This is a genomic window from Planomicrobium sp. MB-3u-38, from assembly GCF_002836425.1.
Lineage (GTDB): Bacteria > Bacillota > Bacilli > Bacillales_A > Planococcaceae > Planococcus > Planococcus okeanokoites.
In genome coordinates, this window is sequence record NZ_PJBO01000073.1 from 16692 (window position 1) to 36577 (window position 19886).

The following is a 19886-nucleotide window of genomic DNA, read 5'->3' on the forward strand; positions in this document are numbered from 1 at the left end:
TTTTTAGGATGGAAAACTTGCAGTGCCAATGTGGTCATGTAAATCCGCTGGGTACAAAGCTTTGCGAATCGTGCGGGCGGTCTTTGACTGATAAAGAACAAAACAGCAAATTGGTGGATATGCGCTATGAAGGAACGGCTAGACGTTCACAAACCTATAACAAATCCATCATCGACAAAATCTGGAACTTCTTTTCAAGCGTGAAAGTGGGCGTCAGTATTATTGTTATCCTGCTGGTTGCAGCGGCCCTTGGCACAATCCTCCCGCAACAAGCTTTTGTTCCAGCAAATACAGAAGCGACTATCAAAGCATATTATGCCGATACTTATGGCAGCGTTGGCCGCGTCTATCATTTTCTCGGTTTTCACGACTTATACAGTTCCTATTGGTTTATCGCATTAGTCGGGATGTTGGCGATTTCGTTGGTGATTGCCAGCTTAGACCGTTTTGTTCCTCTTTATAACTCGTTGAAAAATCAACGAGTTCTGCGCCATCCCAGCTTTATGGAAAAACAGCGCGTCTATGCGCAGGGGCCTGGAGCTGACGATACACTGCAAAAAACCGAGGCAAAATTGAAGGAATTGAAGTACAAAGTCCGAACGGATAAAAACGGGCTTTTAGCAGAAAAAGGGCGTTTCTCCAGATGGGGACCATATGTCAATCATATCGGTTTGATCATTTTTCTCGTCGGCGTCATGTTGCGGATGATCCCCGGTTTTTATGTCGATGAAACACTATGGATCCGGGAAGGGGAAACACGAGCCATTCCCGAAGTGCCGGGATACAGCTTGGAAAATGTAAAGTTTGCACTGGAAACGTATACGGGTGAAGGCGAAGAAGCCAGATTCGGTGAAGCCCTCGACCGTGTGGGAACGGTCGCGAAAAACTACCAGACAGATATCGTGCTGTATCAAGCGCCGAATAACAGTTTGCCAGGGGAAACTGATAACTTGGAAGTTGTCAAGGAGTATCCTATCCGTGTAAACCAGCCATTAAAGTTTGATGGCTATGCCATATATCAAATGGATTACAAACTGAATGAACTAAAAACCATGACGTTCGCGCTGACAGACCAAGAAACGGAGGAATCGCTGGGTGAGTTGACCATTGATTTGATCGATCCAAATGAAAGCTACGAATTGAAGAATGGATCGACAGTAAAACTGCTCGGTTATTATCCGAATTTCTCCGGATTTGAAAACGGTGAGCCGCAAACGGCAAGCCCGCTGCCAGACAATCCAGGTTTTCTTGTGAAGATGACCACACCAGCAACGCCGCAAGGGGAAACCAGTTTCATCACCATCCAAAACACCATCGAGCCTTTCGGACCCAATCAATATAAATTGACTTTTCAAAACGCTGAGATGCGCAACGTTTCAGGATTGACGGTCCGTAAAGACAGCACTCTCCCAATCCTGGGTCTTGGAGGCTTGATTTTTATGATAGGGGTAGCACAGGGGATGTACTTTAACCACCGACGTTTCTGGTTGCAACAAACCGACAGCGGCGACATTCTGCTTGCTGGACATACTAACAAAAACTGGTTCGGCTTGAAGAAAGATCTCGATCAAGTTTCTGCATATGCATCACTCCCTGCTTATACCGACCAGCAGGAAGAAACGGAAAAGGAAGGTGAACCGCAATCATGACATTAACCGCCATCAGTTCGAATTTACTGTATATCGCTTTCTTTGCGTATTTGATTGCCACATTCGTATTTGGAGGAGCTGTTAAAGGCAATAAAAAAGGGTCGTTCAACTCGGAACAGCGCTGGGGAAAAGTAGCGATTACCATCACCGTGATCGGCTTTCTTGCACATTTAGGTTATTTTTTCACCCGCTGGGTGGTGTCTGGACATGCACCTCTCAGCAATATGTTTGAATTTACGACAGCGTTCGGCATGACGCTTGTAGGAGGATTCATCATTCTTTATTCCCTTTATAAAACACCCGTTTTAGGAATGGTTGTATTGCCGGTTGCCTTGCTGATTATTGCGTATGCAAGCATGTTCCCGAATGAGATCAGTCCTTTGATTCCCGCGCTTCAAACAAACTGGCTGGCGATTCATGTCAGCACGGTTGTCATTGCGGAAGGGATATTGGCGATGAGTGCAGCAGCGGGGTTAATTTACTTGCTTAAAGTGGTTGATTTGTCGAAAAAGTCAAAGCAGCGATTTTGGCTGGAAGGGATTCTGTATTTTTTAGTGCTAGTAGTTGGATTTGTGATTTCAAGTTCTTACTTCACCCTGACAAATTATGAAACCACCTTTCAATATGTCAACAAAGATGGACAAGAAGCCACAATCATTTATAACATGCCCCCTATTTTTGGTATGAATGAATCGGTTCCATTGACAGAAGACACCATGACACCACTAGCTGAAACCCCACCGTTAGTAGATGCTAGTAAACTGACGACCGTCACTTGGTCTTTATTAGTTGGAACTGTTTTATATGTGTTAATTAGATTGATTGTCCGCCGGAGAATAGTGCAGCTCATTCAACCACTAATGAAAAGTGTTAATATTCAATTGATGGATGAAATTAATTACCGCGCAGTGATTATCGGCTTTCCGATATTTACTTTAGGGGCGCTGGTCTTTGCGATGATTTGGGCCCAAATCACCTGGTCTCGATTCTGGGGGTGGGATCCGAAAGAAGTCTGGGCGTTGGTTACTTGGTTATTCTATGCAGCATATCTGCATTTACGTCTCGGGAAAGGATGGCAAGGTGAAAAATCAGCCTGGTTGGGTGTAATCGGTTTTGCGATTATTATGTTCAATTTAATAGTTGTCAACTTAATCATTGCTGGATTGCACTCCTACGCATAAAAAGGCATCCTAAGAGTTCTTTTTGCTGTGATTTATGAGTTAAGAACGACTTTGGGGTCGGTTCGAGAAGCTTTCATTGGTTTACGAGCAATTCTTAAAGGAAAGTGATCAAGCAGCAGAAATCTCTCCTTATATTTGTTCATTCAATGCTCAAATATAAGGAGGTTTCTCTCTTCTTTCGCATGCTATAGTCGAGAACTAGTAACCATGCAGAAAACCGAGGTGAAAAACGTGTTCAGAAAGTTTGTGATTTTATTATTTGTCGTATTTTTCATGGTGCTGCTTATTTTTACAGCCGTCATGTTTTTGCAAAATGAAATCGAAGTTTTTTCGAATGAAGATGTGACCTTAGCAATTGAAAAGCCTATGTTCATCAACTTAAGCGAGCCAGCAGTTAATGAAAAAGGCAGTGATAAGACGGCTGTCTATGATTTATCTTTGCTTGGCTTGAATATCGGAACTTATAGACTTGTCGAGCGGACACTTGAAAACGGCACATCTCTCATTTTTGAAGAAATTGAAAATACCGGATGGATTCCATACGTGCTATCCTTGAATGTCAAAAATCTGGCTGAGGCAGACTTCAAGTCATGGAATCCGGAAACTGCGGCAAGCCTGGACGAGGAAATCTACGGCCCGGACCCGACAACAAATCCTTATGGAGTCTTTACTAGAGAAAATACAGAAATTCTGCAGGGGAATGTCTTCGTTTCAAGTAATCTACAGCTGGAAAACGGTGACTGGATACAGGAACTTCGACACGAAATCCCTGAATTCACTTTAGAGGAAGGCGATTTAGCTAAAAATTACTGGCTGCCGCCAAAACATCAGAGCCAAACCTGGATGATGGTCGCACAGGAACCATTGTTTGAAACGGAAGAAGCGGAAGATGAGTGGATCATGTTTTCACTTGAAAACCGCCTGGCCCAGTTAAACTGGTTGACGCCTAAAGGGCCATTCGTTAAACTTCCATTGACCGACGATCCTCGTACACAATTAGCCTATGGCTATATAACAAAACGGACGGCAGATTTAAGTTCCATCGAATGGAATGAAACCTCGCCTTCCCTGTTCTTTGAATCCATGATTTTGAATTCAGAAATCTACTTGCAGCCATAATCCAAAACCCGCTGAAGTATCGAATTCAGCGGGTTTTGGATTATACACTGATGAATTGGCCATCCGATGTCAACAATCAATTCCTATTCGTTACGAAGTCTTTCGAGTTCCTGTAACTCCTTAGAGCCGCAAGGGCTCGGAATTATGAAATTAATTCAATTAATATCCATGTGCCAGCAGGTGAGAACACTAAATTGCTGTGGACAAACAGTATCAAGTATACAAGGACCAAGGTTTGCAGATACTGGCTGTTAACATTGCCCAATCGGATTATGAAGTGAGGCAATATGCGGAACAGCGTAATCTGACGTTTCCCATTGTCATCGATAAGGATAAAAGCGTGATGGAAGCTCACAACATTTGCCCCCTTCCTATCATGATTTTGACCAATTCAGAGGGGGAAATCATAAAAATCATTACAGGTGAAATGTCCGACCAGGATATTGCAAGCTACATGGAACAGACAAAACCGAGCTGTTCCGAGGAGAATTCCTAAAAGCATTATGGGGTCCGAGCTTTTGAAGAATTGATGCAAAGGGAAAAATAGAAAAAATATTTTTCTTGAGGATGGAATAGGTTAACAGAAATAGTGATGGCAGGTGTGAAAAATATGAAAACGAAAATCAGGAAAAGAAAGCGAAACGGTGCAAATAGGCAATTCGTTGCTTTTGGGTCGGTTATTGCTATCTTATCTATATTGGTAATCTTTGCATTGATGCTAGTTTCCGGAAAAGCGGACGATAGTCCTTTGAAGAAGTTTGCTCAACAAATGTTCGAACCGGAAATACCAAAGGAAAACATCCCTCTTTACAAGGAGGCTGCTAATGCATACGATATCCCTTGGACCTTATTGGCTGCACACCATCGCGTGGAAACCAAATTCTCTGCCATGGATCCTCTTTTGTCACCAGTCGGTGCGGAAGGGCATATGCAATTTATGCCATGTACATTTGTCGGATGGAGTCATCCGACCTGCAAGGATTTGGGGAAGGGCAACATAAGCGAAAGTGAAAAAACGGATCCTGCTATCATTCAGGAATATGGCGGGTACGGAGTGGATGGCAATAAGGACGGGATAGCAGATCCGTATGATCTGCAAGATGCATTATACAGTGCAGCTAATTATTTATCCCAGCATGGCGCCTCTGAAGGGGATCTGGAGCAGGCGATCTCCACCTATAATCACAGTGATGAGTATTTGAAAGACGTACTCTTCTATTACTATAAATACGAAGAACAGTATTAAAAAGAATAAACAGCTTCACAATTATGTTAAATGCAGGACAATACAAAAAGGGCAGATGTGCTGGAGCCAGCCATCTGTCCTCTTTGTATTGCTAATATTAATCGCCAGGCAAAAGTTCACCGTTTTCTTTATCATAGAACCGCAATAAATCTCCCGCAATAATCGATTCCGAGTACTGCAGTTCTGTAAGAGCCTGTTCGATGTAAGGCGCACATAACTGTTTATCAACCTCTTCAGCAGTACCATTCTCATAACAAATATTTTCTGCAAAGACGTATTGATCAGTTACAAAGCGTCCATCGCGAAAGATAACAAATTCCTCTCGCTCTTCTGAAAACAAATCATCGCCGAACTGCAAATCTGTCGAAGTATCGATGCCCATCAAGCTAAGGATTGTCGGACGCATATCGATTTGACCGCCAATTTCTTCATTGATACCGCCTTTCCCTGAACCGGGAATGTGGACGAAAAATGGTACCCGTTGCAGCTTGGCAGACTCATAAGGTGTAATTTCCTTGCCCATGTATTGGGCCATGGCTTCGTTATGATTTTCTGAAATCCCATAATGGTCACCATACATTACAATGACGGAATTTTCATAAAGCCCATTTTCTTTCAACTCCTCGAACAAGGACTTAACAGCCTCATCCAAGTAACGGACTGTTTGGAAATAGCGGTTCAACGTCCCCGAATTCGAGTCAAACGCATCAATCATCTTATCTTCTTCGTCCAGCGTAAATGGGTAATGGTTAGTCAAGGTAATTAAGCGGCTGTAGAAAGGCTCCTGCATTTCAGTCATATTCGCAACAGATTGTTCAAAGAAAGGAATATCCTTCAAGCCCCAGTTGACGGCTTGGCCTTTTTCTACAGTAAAGCTGTCCAAATCTAAAAATTCATCGATGCTCAGTGAGTCATACATCATGTCACGATTCCAGAAACTTTTCGTATTCGCGTGTTGCACACTGGTGGAATAGCCCTTGCTTCCAAGCTTTTCAGCCATGGAATTAAATGTATTTCCACTATGAGTGAAGAATACGGCACCGCCGCTTCGAGGATACAAGGACGTTTCCAGCAGAAATTCGGAATCTGAAGTTTTCCCAAGCCCAGTTTGATGATAGAAGTTTGGGAAATAAATAGTGTCTTCATCTTCGGTCAATTCATTCAAGAAAGGTGTGATGGTTTGTCCGTTCATTTCATTATTGATCGGAAACGACTGCATGGATTCCAAGGCTACTATAATCAGGTTTTTTCCTTCGGCTATACCCGACATTTCAGCTGACGGAGCTATTTGATTGCTGCGTATATAATTATTCACCTCCACCAGATCCGAACTCTCAGCAAATGTTCGCTGTACCTGGGAACGGGACTGGATAAAAAGATCGTAAAGATGATAATTGTACATTCCTAAATTCTTCACAAGCATTTCCCGGTCAAAACTGCGTGTCAGAAGTTGAGGTCTTTCCGTTTCAGCCAGGCCCAAGTTCAAGAAAAGCACAGCGGCAGATAAGATGAAATAGACCTTACGCTGAACCGCAGAGGATATTGTCTCCCGGGTTTTTATTCGAATAAATTTGATGGCCAGCAACAATACAATAACATCGATGAAATAAAATACATCGGTAATGTAAATGCTGGCAGCTGTGCTTGCACCAAGATCCCCAAAGTTGTCTGTCTGAAAGAGCACTGGCAATGTAATAAAGTCAGTGAAAAACCGATAGAAGACGACATTTCCATACAAAATACCGGAAGTAAGAAGAGATGCAATGAATAAATAACGGTTTTGATTTTTCACACTTTTTAAAAATAGGGACAGTCCATAAAAAAATAACAATAAACTTAAAGGACTCAAAAAAAGGATGAGTTCCTGAAGGGGATTATCAATTGTAATTGAAAAACTGGTTTTATAAACTGTATAAGTTTTGAGCCAGGTTGCAACGATAGCCAGTGCCAAGATTGAATATTTTGGCCATTCTTTTTTTAACATAAAAATTCTCCTTTGTAATTCTGCCGGGAAAGAGTTTCTCGATTTCCCGTTTATGATGAAAGTTTTGAGACTTCTGGCAGGCATTTTACGCCATACTAGTAACTCGAGGTAACACCCGTATTTAATAAATTGTGTTTAGCGTAACATAAATACAGCTGAAAATCGTTTCCAGCAGGTTCAGTTCAGTCCTTCAATAGTGTATGTCTTATGTGATTAATTGTAAAAAGAAGAGAGCGTGAAGTATCTTGTGTAAATGACTTCACAAGGAATTCTTATAGCTTCTAAAGTTAACATATGATTGCTTACCGGAAGCTGCAGTAATACTAATCGCAAAATACAAAAGGGAAAAGCAGTGCTGATCAGCATGGCTTTTCCCTTTTGTCCGTATAAGTGTACTTTTACGAACGCTTTGAACTATGAATAAGAAGGAGGAGAGAAAGTAGCAGTTTCTTTTATTTATTCCAACTCTGTATTTTCTTCCTGTAGAAGTGCTTAAAAATGTCTGCAATTTAAGGTTGTCTGTTTTTCTTAATGTTATGATATTTCTTAAGTTAATTTACTCACATCGTGTTAGGAAGGGGAAAACGCATGAACAACCCAGTAGTCATCATCGGTGCAGGTTTAAGTGGCCTTCGCGCTACGTCATTATTAACTGAAAAAGGAATTTACTGCCGAATTTTGGAATCGAGAGACAGAATTGGGGGAAGGGCTTTGAGTGCTACTGTTCCGAACAGACCGGACCTTGGCAGATTCGACCTTGGCCCAACATGGTTCTGGCCCCAGTATGAGCCGCAGATGGCGGCTCTTGTTAAAGAACTGAACTTAGCAACGTTTATCCAACAGAATGACGGAGACATGCTGGTGGAACGGTTCCAGATCAAACCGCCAGAGCGCTGTGTATTGCAGGAGAATATGGATGAAAGGGGTGTCCGGTTAACGGGAGGCATCCAATCGCTTATCGATGCGCTGGCAAAGTCGATTCCTCCGGAAATGATTAAGCTGCAAATGCAGGTCAAAAGGATTCGGATGGATGAAGCCGGAAATGTCACGGTTGAAGCCGAACAGGCAAATGGGACAATAGAAAACATTCCTGCGGCGGCTGTCATTTTAGCTTTGCCGCCTCGTCTGGTGGCACACCACATTGAATTTGCTCCACCGCTTCCGCCGGATCTGCTCGCGGATATTGCAGAAAAACCTACGTGGATGGGTTCACAGGCCAAGGCCGTTGCCGTTTACGAGACACCGTTCTGGAGAAAAGCCAGACTTTCCGGGCTTGTGTTGAGTTCTGCTGGTCCGATGCAGGAGATCTATGATGCTTCTCCTACAAGTGGTGCAGGTGCACTATTTGGTTTCTTTGGCATACCTGCGGAAGTGCGTGAACAGATGGGTCAAGAAAAAGTCATAAAATTGGTTGCAAACCAGTTGGTCAAGCTCTTTGGAAAGGAAGCTGAAAATCCACTGGCTATTCTCTATAAAGACTGGGCGAGCGATTCGAAAACGGCAGTTGAGGAAGACTCCAGCCCTTTTAAGAATTACAACAGCTATGGCCAACCACCGGCAGCCGGCAGCTGGGAAAAGAAAGTGGTCTTTGCCGGTACAGAGACGAATGCCCAGTATAGCGGACATCTCGAAGGGGCACTTCAGTCAGCGGTACAGGCAGTTTTCAAAGTCACTCATTAAGTTGACTAAATTTGATTACCGGAAAAGGAAAAGGCTTTATTCATAAAGAGTTTTTCTTGATCTGTGATAAAAAAAGTTAAATTGAGTTTACATATCATGAGGTTACCGTAAGTTGTTTAAATATAATATGAGGAAAGAATCAAAGCCCTTTTCGTTGATCCTTTTTTTGACCCTTTTTTGAATCCATACAAAAAAACGCCATGTATTGAACTTTGGGTATTTCCATCCCCTTTTTCAATGCAAGGCGTTTTTAGTTGTTTTATGTTTTTAGGTCCGTGCCCCTGGTTACTGCATATAACAATCGGGACGTTTTTTCCTTGCACACTTTATCCTGTCGCTCAATTTCTCCATCTGTCCTTTAAATGGCTAATACACTTCAACTTGCCCCATCATGCCATTATCTTCATGTTCCAAAATATGGCAATGGAAAACGAAAATACCTTCTTCAGGGAACGTGACAAGTAATTTCACCCTTTCACCAGGCTCGACCAGCACGCTATCTTTTAACCCTTGTTCGTTCGGCTGGGGTTCCTTGCCATCACGGGAAATGATTTTGAATTGAGTGCCGTGAATATGGAAGGGGTGGATCATGCCGCCCATCATATCCGGCTTATTGTAAACTTCCCATACTTCCGTAACGCCTTGTTCCTGGCGCAGATCGATGCGGTCCGGATCAAATTTCTTGCCGTTGATCGTCACCATATCCATCATTCCGAACAACTCAATTTCCTTCGCGACAGGCATCGCCTTTTCCTGTTCGCTCAGGAATGGCTCATCCGCTGTCCACGTTTCAGCCGAACCAGCCGGAGAATCATCGAGAGCTACATCAAACGGCAGTAATTCTGCGCCTTCCTCATTGATGATGGCCAGGGACTCCTCATCAGTCATGGATGAAAAGTCGATCAGAATCTCAGCGCGCTCCGAAGCGGCTAGTGTCAGCGTCTCGGTTTCAACCGGTTCATCCAGCAAGCTACCATCAGAAGCAATTTGCGTGAAGCTGGCGCCGTTGCTCAAGCGGAATGTGTAATTTCGCGCATTCGCTCCGTTCAAAAGCCGAAAGCGCATGACGGGTTTAGTGACGGTCAGTTTGGGATTAACGGTTCCATTGACGATAGAGGTATCGCCTAAGGTTCCGTCAACATCCATGAGGCTATCGTAGTTCAATTGCTTGTTTTCATCAAACAAGCGGTCCTGGAAAATGAGGGGGATATCATCAACTCCGTACTCATTAGGAAGCTCGGGCTCAGAGCCAGATGCCTCATCAATGAGCAGCATCCCGGAAAGGCCTTTGAAAACTTGTTCAGCTGTTGAGCCATGGACATGGGGATGGTACCACAGGGTGGCAGCCGGCTGATCCGCTTCTAAAGTGATGATTTGGCTGTCACCCGGCTGGATATCACCGCGTGGGCCGCCATCTATTTCACCAGGAACTTCAAGACCGTGCCAATGGAATGTTGTCGGCTCATCCAATTCATTTGTGATTTTGACAGTTACACGTTCGCCTTCTTCCAGCCTAAGCGTGGGACCCAGCAGATTGCCGTTATACCCGTAGGTGTCAGTCGAGACGCCCTCGAAAAATTCAGTGGCGCCTTCCTGGGCGGTAACTTCATAATCGAATTCTTGGCCTTGTTGCTTTTCCAAGACAGGGGGGATAAGCAGCTCGTTAATCCCTTCGGAGGATTCGAGGGACGGCACATTCCCATGGTCCATCGCGCCTTCTTGATTCATGCCGCCCATGCTCTGACCATCCATATTTCCATTGCTCATCGGTGACTCCTGTGATTGTTTAGAACTTTCATTGTCGCTGCAGCCCATTAAGATGAAACTGAGGGCGACTGAACCTAAAATCATTTTTCTCATTTCTTTGATTTCCTTTCATTGCAAGTATTTTTAGGTGAATCTTTAAGCTTTGTTTGCAGGAAGCTTATTCATTTGCCGGCGGCATGTAGGGATACTGCTGGCATTGAGGAACCGAGCAAGCTCGCGCAGAGCTGATTGTGATGTTTAATGAAGTCTAGTAGATACGATACATACAAAAAGGATTTATCTACTTTCACGTAAATCTGGGCTCTCTCAGCATTTTCTGTTCGATAATCGGGTGAGAGATTTAAAATTTTCTCGCTTATCCTCCATTCTATGATTTTATTAATGCAGTATACGCGCAATTTGTTGAAAAAGTATGGAGAAATAAGTGAAAAGAATATTTTTATCAATCGAGAAAGCATCAAGAATGAGATTCAAACAAACCAGCAATATGATGAGCCACATTTGTTGAACAGAAATTGTAACAATCAATCGATAATATGTGCATAAAAAAGCAAACGATTTCAGAAAAACCGTTCGTCTCTGGTATTCTTCATTGATCCGAAGAGTAGAACGCCTCATATATTTTGCCGATTTTTCGTTTAAATTCCTCTACATGAACAATTCTAGCTTCTCTTAGCATCTCTTTTCCATCAGCAAATAAAATGAGGACCGGTACTGTGAAAATAGAGAGAAAACCGACAAGTTCGGGAATGTCCTCGGCATTTGCAAGACTTGTTTGGATACGCGGAAAGTCATGCATAACTTCCTCCACCTGGGGAAGTAAACCGTGGCAGACACTTCAATGAGTTGTTAAGACATAGAGAAACTGCAATCCCGGTTCTTCACTAAAAGACTTCACTTCTTCCATTGAGGCAAGTTCTTTCATTTTTTCACTCCTAAATTCTTTTTACTTATATACCCTCTTTGGAGAAGGTAAAGCGACTAAGGAGAGCGGAAGGTTTTATCCGTGGAGGCTCATTTATACCCTTCAAAGTAGGAAGACAATTGAGAGCAGGCTTTGAATATGCGATCCCCAGATGGGCGAAAGGTTATCAAATGGGTTTCAAATTTGTCTGGATATAATTAACTTACTTTATATGCTCCGGATTCTATTCGCTTTGCCAGATGTATTTGATTCATCAAACTTTAGAGGCCAATGATTTCATAAATAAATGAAAGAAGAAAAATTCAGGAGTTCAGTACTCTGTTAACATCCGACTTATAGGAGAAGCAGGGACGGTAGTGATCCTTAAAGTTAAAGTTTGAGTCGTGCAGCTAATCGGCTGGCACGAGTCCGGTATGGCACCTGGCTCATGCCAGCCGATTTTTGTTTAATTCGTTCGACTTGAGTTGACAATTTGCATAGTAAAAAAGAAAGTATAGATTTAAATAACCCTTATTTTCAAGGTGCTTTTATGGTTTTTGACAAAGGTAATTAAAAGACTTGACAACAACCGATTACAAATGTAAACTAATAACATGAAGTCGAGTACAAATGTAAGCTTTTATGAGGCTTTTACAAATAGTGATGACAGATGGAAATTATGACCACCTGCCGGATTACAACTGCTAAAGAAGAAAGGGAGTGAAATCATGCATACTGAAGCCGATTTTAAAATTACCGATTCCGAATGGGAAATCATGCGTGTCGTTTGGGCGCAAGAGACCGTTACCAGCAAAGAAGTCAGGGAAGTGTTGCAGCAAAAAAGGGACTGGAAGCCGGCGACGACTAAAACGTTCATTGGAAGGCTTGTAACTAAAGGCATGCTTCATACCGAAATAGACGGAAAGAAGTTTATCTATTCCGCTACGGTCAGTGAAAGAGACTTTATCAAGAGTACCCTCTATGAAACATTCGAGAATATCTGCAATAGAGACGTAGGCAATACAATCGTTGACTTAATTTCAAAAGCAACGTTGAGTTTTCAGGATATCGAAAAATTGGAAAAGGCACTTGAATTGAAGAAAAAAGAGGCCGTTGAAGAAGTCCCGTGCAGTTGTGTTCCCGGACAGTGTAAATGCAAGGGTCATACTTGTTCATCGAGGCACTAAACTGGCACCGAAAAGAAAAAGGTGAAAAAGGAGAGAGAATCATGAAGAAAATTACTCTGGAAATTACCGGAATGAGCTGTGCTCATTGTGTGAATAAAATTGAAACGGCATTGCAAGACCTTCAAGGCGTTGAAAAAGCGAAAGTCAACCTGAAAAAAGGGACTGCCAAGGTTAAATATGATGATAAAGTCCAAGGGGTGGACAACTTGACGGCTGCCGTAAAGGAAGCCGGATATGAAGCTGAACCGGTTCTTTAGAAAAGGAGTTGAAAAAGAATGACAACAGAAACATTGACAATAGAAGGCATGACGTGTGCCTCTTGTGTGCAGACAGTAGAAAAAGCAACCCGGAAATTGCCGGGTGTACAAGAAGCCAATGTAAACTTGGCTACTGAAAAATTGAATGTCAGTTTTGACGAGAGCGAGGTATCCGTACCGGATATCCAAGCGGCTGTTGATAAGGCCGGGTATAAGGCATTAACAGTGACTGAGCAGAAGTCATTTAATGTAACCGGGATGACGTGTGCCTCTTGTGTCCAAACCATTGAAAAAGCCACAAGGAAAATGGACGGGGTCATCGAAGCGAATGTCAATTTGGCTACGGAAAAACTGCTGGTCCAGTACGACCCGGCAAGGGTGTCGGTATCAGCTATTACGCAAGCAGTTTCAGATGCAGGATATGAAGCAAAGGAAGACATGGAAACATCGGATTCGGCCAACGAAGAAAAAGAGAAAAAACAAAAGAGCATTAAAGCCATGTGGAGACGATTCTCAGGTTCAGTCGCCTTCACCATTCCCTTGCTCTATATCTCGATGGGCCATATGGTAGGCTTGCCACTGCCGGAAATAGTAAATCCAATGGAAAATCCGGAATGGTTTTCACTGCTCCAACTCATTTTGACGCTACCGGTCATGATTCTTGGCTGGAATTTTTTCACAGTAGGCTATAAGACGTTATTTAGAGGACATCCAAATATGTATTCTTTGGTCGCCTTAGGAACCAGTGCGGCATTCCTCTACAGTCTAGGGGCAACACTAGCGATTTGGTTAGGTTATTCCGGTTATGCAGAAAATCTCTATTACGAGTCTGCCGCTGTCATCCTGACGTTGATTACGCTGGGGAAATACCTTGAAGTCAGTTCCATGGGTAAAACATCAGAAGCCATTGAAAAATTGATGGGATTAGCGCCAAAGACTGCACTGGTTGTAAGAAATGGAGAAGAAACAGAAGTTTCTGTTGATGAAGTAGTTGTAAGGGATATTGTCATCGTTAAACCAGGTGAAAAAATACCAGTCGATGGTGTGGTAACAGAAGGCATAACATCTGTTGACGAATCCATGTTGACGGGTGAAAGCATTCCAGTAGAAAAGAATGCTGGCGACAATGTCATAGGGGCAAGTATCAACAAGAATGGCACAATCCGATATCAAGCAACCAAAGTGGGAAAAGACACCGCCTTATCCCAGATCGTTAAACTAGTAGAAGACGCACAAGGCTCTAAAGCACCGATTGCTAAATTGGCGGATATTATTTCCGGGTATTTTGTGCCGATCGTTATTGGAGTTGCCATTCTTTCTGCATTAGCGTGGTATTTCGGAGGAGAAACAGGACTCTTCGCCTTAACGATTGCTATTTCCGTTTTAGTGATTGCCTGCCCATGTGCTCTTGGCCTTGCCACTCCGACTGCGATTATGGTTGGTACCGGTAAGGGTGCCGAAAACGGGGTATTAATCAAAAACGGTGGTGCACTGGAAACAACCCATAAAATCCAAACGATCGTATTTGATAAAACAGGTACGATTACCGAAGGGAAACCTAAAGTGACAGACATTGTCACGACAAAGGAAATCTCTGAAAGAGAATTGCTGCAATTAACAGCATCTGCGGAAAAGGGCTCTGAGCATCCATTAGGTGAAGCCATTGTTAAGGGAGCAGAAGAAAAAGGGCTTGCCTTTATGAAGGCAGAAGACTTTAAAGCTATCCCCGGACATGGAATTGAAGTAACGATAGATGGCAAAGCTGTACTGGCTGGCAACAGAAAATTAATGGATGTACGCAATATTTCCTTGGATACACTGGCCACCACATCAGATGAGTTAGCCGGTCAAGGGAAAACGCCCATGTACATTGCGATTGACAACAGAATTGCGGGGATCATTGCAGTAGCCGATACAGTCAAGGAAAACAGCTTAAAAGCCATTGAAAAACTTCAAAAGATGGGCATCGAAGTGGCAATGATCACCGGCGACAATAAACGCACAGCTGAGGCTATTGCCAAACAAGTCGGAATTGATCGTGTATTGAGCGAAGTATTGCCAGAAGACAAAGCAAATGAAGTGAAAAAACTCCAGGCAGAAGGCAAGAAAGTGGCCATGGTGGGGGACGGCATCAACGATGCACCCGCCCTCGTACAAGCCGATATTGGCATAGCCATTGGTTCAGGTACGGATGTTGCAGTGGAATCTGCAGACATCGTCCTCATGAGAAGTGATTTACTGGATGTTTCAACAGCTGTGGAATTAAGTAAGGCAACCATTCGAAATGTTAAACAAAACTTATTCTGGGCCTTTGCATATAACGTACTAGGCATTCCGTTTGCCATGGGAATTTTCTATCTCCTTGGCGGCCCCTTATTAAACCCGATGCTTGCTGGCGCTGCAATGAGCTTAAGTTCCGTTTCGGTAGTAGTAAATGCTTTGCGTTTGAAACAGTTTAAACCGTCAGTCACTAATTAAGGAAAGGAGAGAGGTTGAAATGGAAGATAAACTGGAACTTGAATTATATACAAGGCCGACATGTTCCGATTGCCAAGACGCAAAAAAATATTTAGTTTCTAATCACATTCCTTATGCCAACAAAGATGTAAGCCAAAACCTTAGCTTAGAGGAAGAGTTAAAAAAGATTTCTGGCACGCGGATCGTTCCGCTGTTTGCTTTTTATAAAAAAGGGTTATTCGGCAAAAGAAAGCTGATCAAACACTTTACTGGTTTTGAGAACAACAAGAATGAAATCATTAGCATGTTAACAATGTGAAAAAAGCAATTCAGTCATTCTTTTCCTCTTCACGGGCCATTCGTCTCTTTTGCAGAAGAACATGGAATAGACACTAAGGGATGAGGTAAAAGGGAGAATCACATGCTGTTCATACAGGTGATTCATCAAATAGAAACAGCTTTATTAAAACAAAATCAGATACCTTACAGGGGTAAGGTAATGAACACTCAATTTAACTCAATAAAATTATAGGAGGAATTTAAATGCAACAAACAACACTAACTGTGCCAGGAATGTCATGCAGATCTTGCGTGAATAAAATCGAGGGAAATGTGAGTGAAAGAAATGGCGTGGAATCAGTCAAAGTTCAACTTTCTGACGGAAAAGTAGCTGTCACTTTCAATGAACGTACAATTGATTTGGCTGAAATTAAACAGGCGATTAAAGAAACGGGCTACGAGGTGGTCGATGAATCTGTTGAAGAAGGCGGCCGTGGCGATTCTTGCTGTCATTGATTTTGAAAAAGGCTGTCCTGAATTCTTAAGACCATAAAAAACAGGTAGCTCCTTTATTTATCAAATGATTATATTAATCCAACAACTTGTCGATCGGTCATTAAACAAAAGGCCCGCTGGAAAGAATTCTCTTTCCGACGGGCCTTTTGTTTCGATTAAGCGATGCTCCGGCAAGCTTCTGCGCATTTGCGGCAAGCTTCCGCACAGCGTTTACAGTGTTCATGGTGCTCAGCATGCTTCGCGCATTCGTCTCCACAGGCTTCACAAATTTTCGCACAAACTGCCGCCAGTTCCGACACAAACGGTGAATTGCGGGAGATTGCCTGTTCCAACAATGCGCAGATATCCGCACATTCTCGGTCCAACCGAATGCACTGAGTCATCATCTTCACGTCTTCTTCTTTCAGACAAGCGTCAAAACAGTGGTTGCATTCTGCTGCGCAGTCGTGCAAAATCCGAATGAGTTCCTGATGTTGTTCATGTGCCACGTTAAAACCTCCATTTTATTTTATTTTTCTTGCTTCACTACTAACTCTTCCCCCTGCCTTCACTACTAAACAGGATTTCCAAAACTCCACAGAAACTGCACGATTTTTAGGGATTTCAAGAAAAACTTTTTTGTTTTTTGGGGAATCCCCTGCTATTCTTGCATGGTTTCCGATACAAAATGAAAAGGCCTGCTTAACTCTTTTGCTTGGTTTGCAGCTATAGGTTCACTCTTTCTATTTGCAGACCTGCGCAGGAGAGGCGCCTTATGGAAGAAAAAATGGATTGGCAGCGTATTTTTAGGCTTGGGAACACTCCAGGTTTTTGATGGCATCGTCGCTCATGAAATTTTAAGGATTCACCAAGTTCGTTACAATGTCAATACTCTGCCTTACGATTTAGCATGGAACCTGGCTGGGGGATTCCTTTTGTTAATTGGAATTGTTCTACTGTTGCAAACAAGGAATCCATCTAGTAAATCCTAATTTACAAATATGACTGATGTTCTTAGTCGAATAGTTTAAATCCTTCTTTTTAAATAGAGGAAGTAGTAGGAGAGTAAGGAGGAAGCGAACTCCGGTATTTTTATTGACAATCCTGTCAATATCCCTTTAAACCGAATCTGTTGTTTTGGGACGGATTAAACGATATGCTTATATGAAATAATACCCCCAGGGGTTTTAAGGGAGGCGCCATAACATGGTTGAAAAGAGATTTAATCCCAATAAAGCAGGAGTATTACTAAGTGAGGAACGTCAAGCATTGCTGCCAGCAGAAAAAATTGTGCACTATTTAGAGGTTGGAAAGAATGACGTTGTAGCCGACTTAGGCGCCGGGAATGGTTACTTTACTATTCCGCTGGCTAAAAAAACGGAATATCCAGTTTATGCGGTTGATATTGAACCCAAAATGCTGTCCATGCTAAAAGAGACTGCGGAAAAAGAATCGGTTGAGAATATTCACTATATCCAAAGTGATTTGGAAGACATTGCTTTGGAAGATAAAACAGTGGACAAGGTAATGGCTGCGTTCGTCATTCATGAAGTCCCTGATTTTCATAAGGCCCTCAGCGACGTAAGAAGAATTTTAAAGCCTGACGGTATCTTCCTGTTAATCGAATGGGAAGCGGTTCAGACGGAGATCGGCCCACCCCTGGGAGATAAAATTTCTTCGGAGGAAATGAAGAAACTGCTGGAGAAGAATGGATTCCATTCAGAAACTATTCAGTTGAATGATATCCATTACGCAATCGTTGCGAAGCTTGTGAAAGGAAAGGGATAATCATGAAAATTTTATGGAATTCATTATGACCGTCTCAACGAATTGCGTTCCTGGCAGGATTCGCGTTTCTTGTATTTATCGTTATTGAGAAGTTCTAAAGAACGAGTTAATAAAAATAGGTTTTGTTCGGGTAAATGAGGGAATTTTATCAAAAGAATGATTTTACAAAAAGAGAGGTGCACTAACATGTTCAATTACACGGTAGAAACATCAAAAAGCAGAGACGAAGCTGTTCAGACGCTTGAGGAGAATTTAAAGGCAGAAAAGTTCGGCGTTCTATGGAACTTTGACTTAACGGCCAAACTTCAGGAAAAAGGCACTGACTTTGACACGCCATTTACAGTACTTGAAGTCTGCAACCCGCAGGAAGCGAACCGGGTACTGTCAGAAGACCTGCTGGTCGGCTACTTTCTTCCCTGCAAAATTGTCGTCTATGAAGAAAACGGCACCACGAAAATCGGCATGCCGAAGCCGAGTGCGTTGATTGAAATGGTTAATAATGATTCCATCAAAAAAATTGCGGTAGATATTGAAGAACGATTGATCGGCTGCATTGACAAGTCGAAGTAACGGCTAGTGGCTATATTTTTTATATGATAATATACCCCTTCCCGTAATAATTGGGCTGAGTGCTAGGAGGAATTCAACATGACGGTAAAATCAATATCTCCACAAGACATTGCAGACCAGGTAATGAACCAGGAACCGGTTTATGTATTGGATGTCCGAGACAAAGAGTCATCAGAGGATTGGCGAATTGAAGGAAAACAGGTGCATTTAATCAATATCCCTTTGGAGCAGTTGAAAGGGTCCAGTCGAATGGAACTGAAAGAGCTCCCGCAACATCAACCGTTGTACACGGTGTGCGCCAAAGGGAATACCTCCCAGAAAGCAGCTGAGTTTCTGACTGCAAACGGATTTGACAATGTTTATTCAATCGAAGGCGGGATGGCTTCTTGGAGTGAACAGCTCGAACCGGTCAAAATTGGCGAAGTGAATGGTGGATCCATCTATCAATTTGTTCGTCTCGGTAAAGGCTGCCTGTCCTACCTGATCGAATCGGACGGAGTGGCTGCAGTCATCGATGCCAGTCGCATGACGGAAACCTACGAACAATTTGCCAGAAAAAACGGCATCCAGATTAACCATGTCATCGACACGCATTTGCACGCTGACCACATCTCTGGAGGGAAAAAGCTGGCGGACGCGGCCGGTGCCTCCTATTATCTGCCGCCGGATGATGCGGAAGAAGTCGTCTTTAGTTTTGAGCCAGTTACCGACGGGATGAAACTTGAAGTCGGGAGCGCACTAATCGAAGCAGTGTATTCCCCAGGGCATACCATCGGCAGCACGACTTTCGTGATCGACAATAAGTATCTGCTGACGGGGGATATTCTGTTTGTGGAATCCATCGGGCGGCCGGATCTGGCCGGTAAAGCGGGAGATTGGGCAGATGATCTGTATGAAACCCTCTATCACCGTTACAAAAAATTGGCCGATGATCTGCTTGTGCTTCCAGCCCATTACGCGGACGTCAGTGAACTGAATGAAGACGGCAGTGTTTCCGAGAAACTGTCTGTCCTCTATCGGAACAATGAAGGCCTGCAGATAAACGATGAAGAGAAATTCATCAAGCGGGTGACGGAAGGCTTGAAAGACCAGCCGAATGCCTATGAGGAAATACGGCAGACAAATATGGGCAAAATCAATCCGCCGCCTGAAGAAGCAAAAGAAATGGAGACAGGCCCGAACAACTGCGCTGTCTAATAGAAGAAACGGATAATCCTTGACCGCGGAAACAGTTAGCCCTAAACTGGGCACAGGTCAACGGGTTATCCGTTTTTAATTGTCAGTTCAAATATAGAACAAAAGAGGAAGACGGATGCTGATTAG

19 protein-coding genes are annotated in these 19886 nt (G+C 43.0%); 15 read left to right on the plus strand and 4 right to left on the minus strand.

Annotation, left to right across the window (positions count from 1 at the left end; genetic code table 11):
* Positions 1-8 precede the first annotated feature (8 nt).
* From resB to CXF70_RS15435, 5 genes are all read left to right on the plus strand, one after another.
* The gene (gene resB / locus CXF70_RS15415) at positions 9-1649 is read left to right on the plus strand and encodes a cytochrome c biogenesis protein ResB (RefSeq protein WP_101803393.1); all 1641 of its coding nucleotides are present in this window, start codon (positions 9-11) and stop codon (positions 1647-1649) included.
* Positions 1646-2830 (plus strand): c-type cytochrome biogenesis protein CcsB, encoded by a 1185-nt coding sequence (ccsB, locus tag CXF70_RS15420; RefSeq protein ID WP_101803394.1) that lies wholly within the window; start codon positions 1646-1648, stop codon positions 2828-2830. Before resB ends, ccsB begins: the two co-directional genes overlap by 4 nt.
* A gap of 231 nt (positions 2831-3061) precedes the next feature.
* Positions 3062-3949 carry a hypothetical protein gene (locus CXF70_RS15425; RefSeq protein ID WP_233208656.1) on the plus strand — a complete coding sequence of 296 codons (888 nt, stop codon included), beginning with the start codon at positions 3062-3064 and terminating at the stop codon, positions 3947-3949.
* 199 nt (positions 3950-4148) lie between these two features.
* Complete coding sequence (locus CXF70_RS15430) at positions 4149-4445, plus strand: redoxin domain-containing protein (protein ID WP_233208657.1); 297 nt, start codon at positions 4149-4151, stop codon at positions 4443-4445.
* Between the two features lie 114 nt (positions 4446-4559).
* A complete protein-coding gene (locus CXF70_RS15435) occupies positions 4560-5195 on the plus strand; it encodes a lytic transglycosylase domain-containing protein (protein ID WP_101803423.1) in 636 nt (211 codons plus the stop codon).
* Between the two features lie 97 nt (positions 5196-5292).
* Here CXF70_RS15435 and CXF70_RS15440 read toward each other — a convergent pair whose 3' ends face one another.
* The gene (locus CXF70_RS15440) at positions 5293-7179 is read right to left on the minus strand and encodes an LTA synthase family protein (protein WP_101803396.1); all 1887 of its coding nucleotides are present in this window, start codon (positions 7177-7179) and stop codon (positions 5293-5295) included.
* Positions 7180-7767: 588 nt separating this feature from the next.
* On the opposite strand from CXF70_RS15440, the gene CXF70_RS15445 reads away from it, so the two are divergent.
* On the plus strand, positions 7768-8859 hold the full coding sequence (locus CXF70_RS15445) for a flavin monoamine oxidase family protein (RefSeq protein WP_101803397.1): 1092 nt from the start codon (positions 7768-7770) through the stop codon (positions 8857-8859).
* Between the two features lie 366 nt (positions 8860-9225).
* Here CXF70_RS15445 and CXF70_RS15450 read toward each other — a convergent pair whose 3' ends face one another.
* Together CXF70_RS15450 and CXF70_RS18485 are read right to left on the minus strand one after the other, a co-directional pair.
* Positions 9226-10719, minus strand: coding sequence for a multicopper oxidase family protein (locus CXF70_RS15450; protein ID WP_101803398.1), 1494 nt, complete (start codon positions 10717-10719; stop codon positions 9226-9228).
* A gap of 496 nt (positions 10720-11215) precedes the next feature.
* Positions 11216-11425 (minus strand): YbbN family protein, encoded by a 210-nt coding sequence (locus CXF70_RS18485; protein ID WP_233208658.1) that lies wholly within the window; start codon positions 11423-11425, stop codon positions 11216-11218.
* 833 nt (positions 11426-12258) lie between these two features.
* Between CXF70_RS18485 and CXF70_RS15460 the strand changes: the two genes are divergently transcribed.
* From CXF70_RS15460 to CXF70_RS15480, 5 genes are all read left to right on the plus strand, one after another.
* Positions 12259-12717, plus strand: a complete 459-nt coding sequence (locus CXF70_RS15460) for a CopY/TcrY family copper transport repressor (RefSeq protein WP_101803399.1) — start codon at positions 12259-12261, stop codon at positions 12715-12717.
* Between the two features lie 41 nt (positions 12718-12758).
* On the plus strand, positions 12759-12974 hold the full coding sequence (gene copZ / locus CXF70_RS15465) for a copper chaperone CopZ (RefSeq protein ID WP_101803400.1): 216 nt from the start codon (positions 12759-12761) through the stop codon (positions 12972-12974).
* An 18-nt stretch (positions 12975-12992) separates the two neighbouring features.
* On the plus strand, positions 12993-15452 hold the full coding sequence (locus CXF70_RS15470; protein ID WP_101803401.1) for a heavy metal translocating P-type ATPase: 2460 nt from the start codon (positions 12993-12995) through the stop codon (positions 15450-15452).
* Between the two features lie 19 nt (positions 15453-15471).
* Complete coding sequence (locus CXF70_RS15475; protein WP_101803402.1) at positions 15472-15750, plus strand: glutaredoxin family protein; 279 nt, start codon at positions 15472-15474, stop codon at positions 15748-15750.
* Between the two features lie 224 nt (positions 15751-15974).
* The gene (locus CXF70_RS15480; protein ID WP_101803403.1) at positions 15975-16226 is read left to right on the plus strand and encodes a copper ion binding protein; all 252 of its coding nucleotides are present in this window, start codon (positions 15975-15977) and stop codon (positions 16224-16226) included.
* 155 nt (positions 16227-16381) lie between these two features.
* On the opposite strand, the gene CXF70_RS15485 is transcribed toward CXF70_RS15480, so the two are convergent.
* Positions 16382-16714 (minus strand): four-helix bundle copper-binding protein, encoded by a 333-nt coding sequence (locus CXF70_RS15485; RefSeq protein ID WP_101803404.1) that lies wholly within the window; start codon positions 16712-16714, stop codon positions 16382-16384.
* 189 nt (positions 16715-16903) lie between these two features.
* Here CXF70_RS15485 and CXF70_RS18590 point away from each other — a divergent pair, with 189 nt between their 5' ends.
* The 4 genes from CXF70_RS18590 to CXF70_RS15505 all read left to right on the plus strand — a co-directional run bounded on the left by CXF70_RS18590 (position 16904) and on the right by CXF70_RS15505 (position 19760).
* Complete coding sequence (locus tag CXF70_RS18590; protein ID WP_101803405.1) at positions 16904-17197, plus strand: DUF2243 domain-containing protein; 294 nt, start codon at positions 16904-16906, stop codon at positions 17195-17197.
* A 214-nt stretch (positions 17198-17411) separates the two neighbouring features.
* On the plus strand, positions 17412-17993 hold the full coding sequence (locus tag CXF70_RS15495) for a class I SAM-dependent methyltransferase (protein WP_101803406.1): 582 nt from the start codon (positions 17412-17414) through the stop codon (positions 17991-17993).
* A 186-nt stretch (positions 17994-18179) separates the two neighbouring features.
* Positions 18180-18563 (plus strand): DUF302 domain-containing protein, encoded by a 384-nt coding sequence (locus tag CXF70_RS15500; protein WP_101803407.1) that lies wholly within the window; start codon positions 18180-18182, stop codon positions 18561-18563.
* A 78-nt stretch (positions 18564-18641) separates the two neighbouring features.
* Positions 18642-19760 (plus strand): MBL fold metallo-hydrolase, encoded by a 1119-nt coding sequence (locus tag CXF70_RS15505; protein WP_101803408.1) that lies wholly within the window; start codon positions 18642-18644, stop codon positions 19758-19760.
* The last annotated feature ends 126 nt before the right edge of the window (positions 19761-19886 follow it).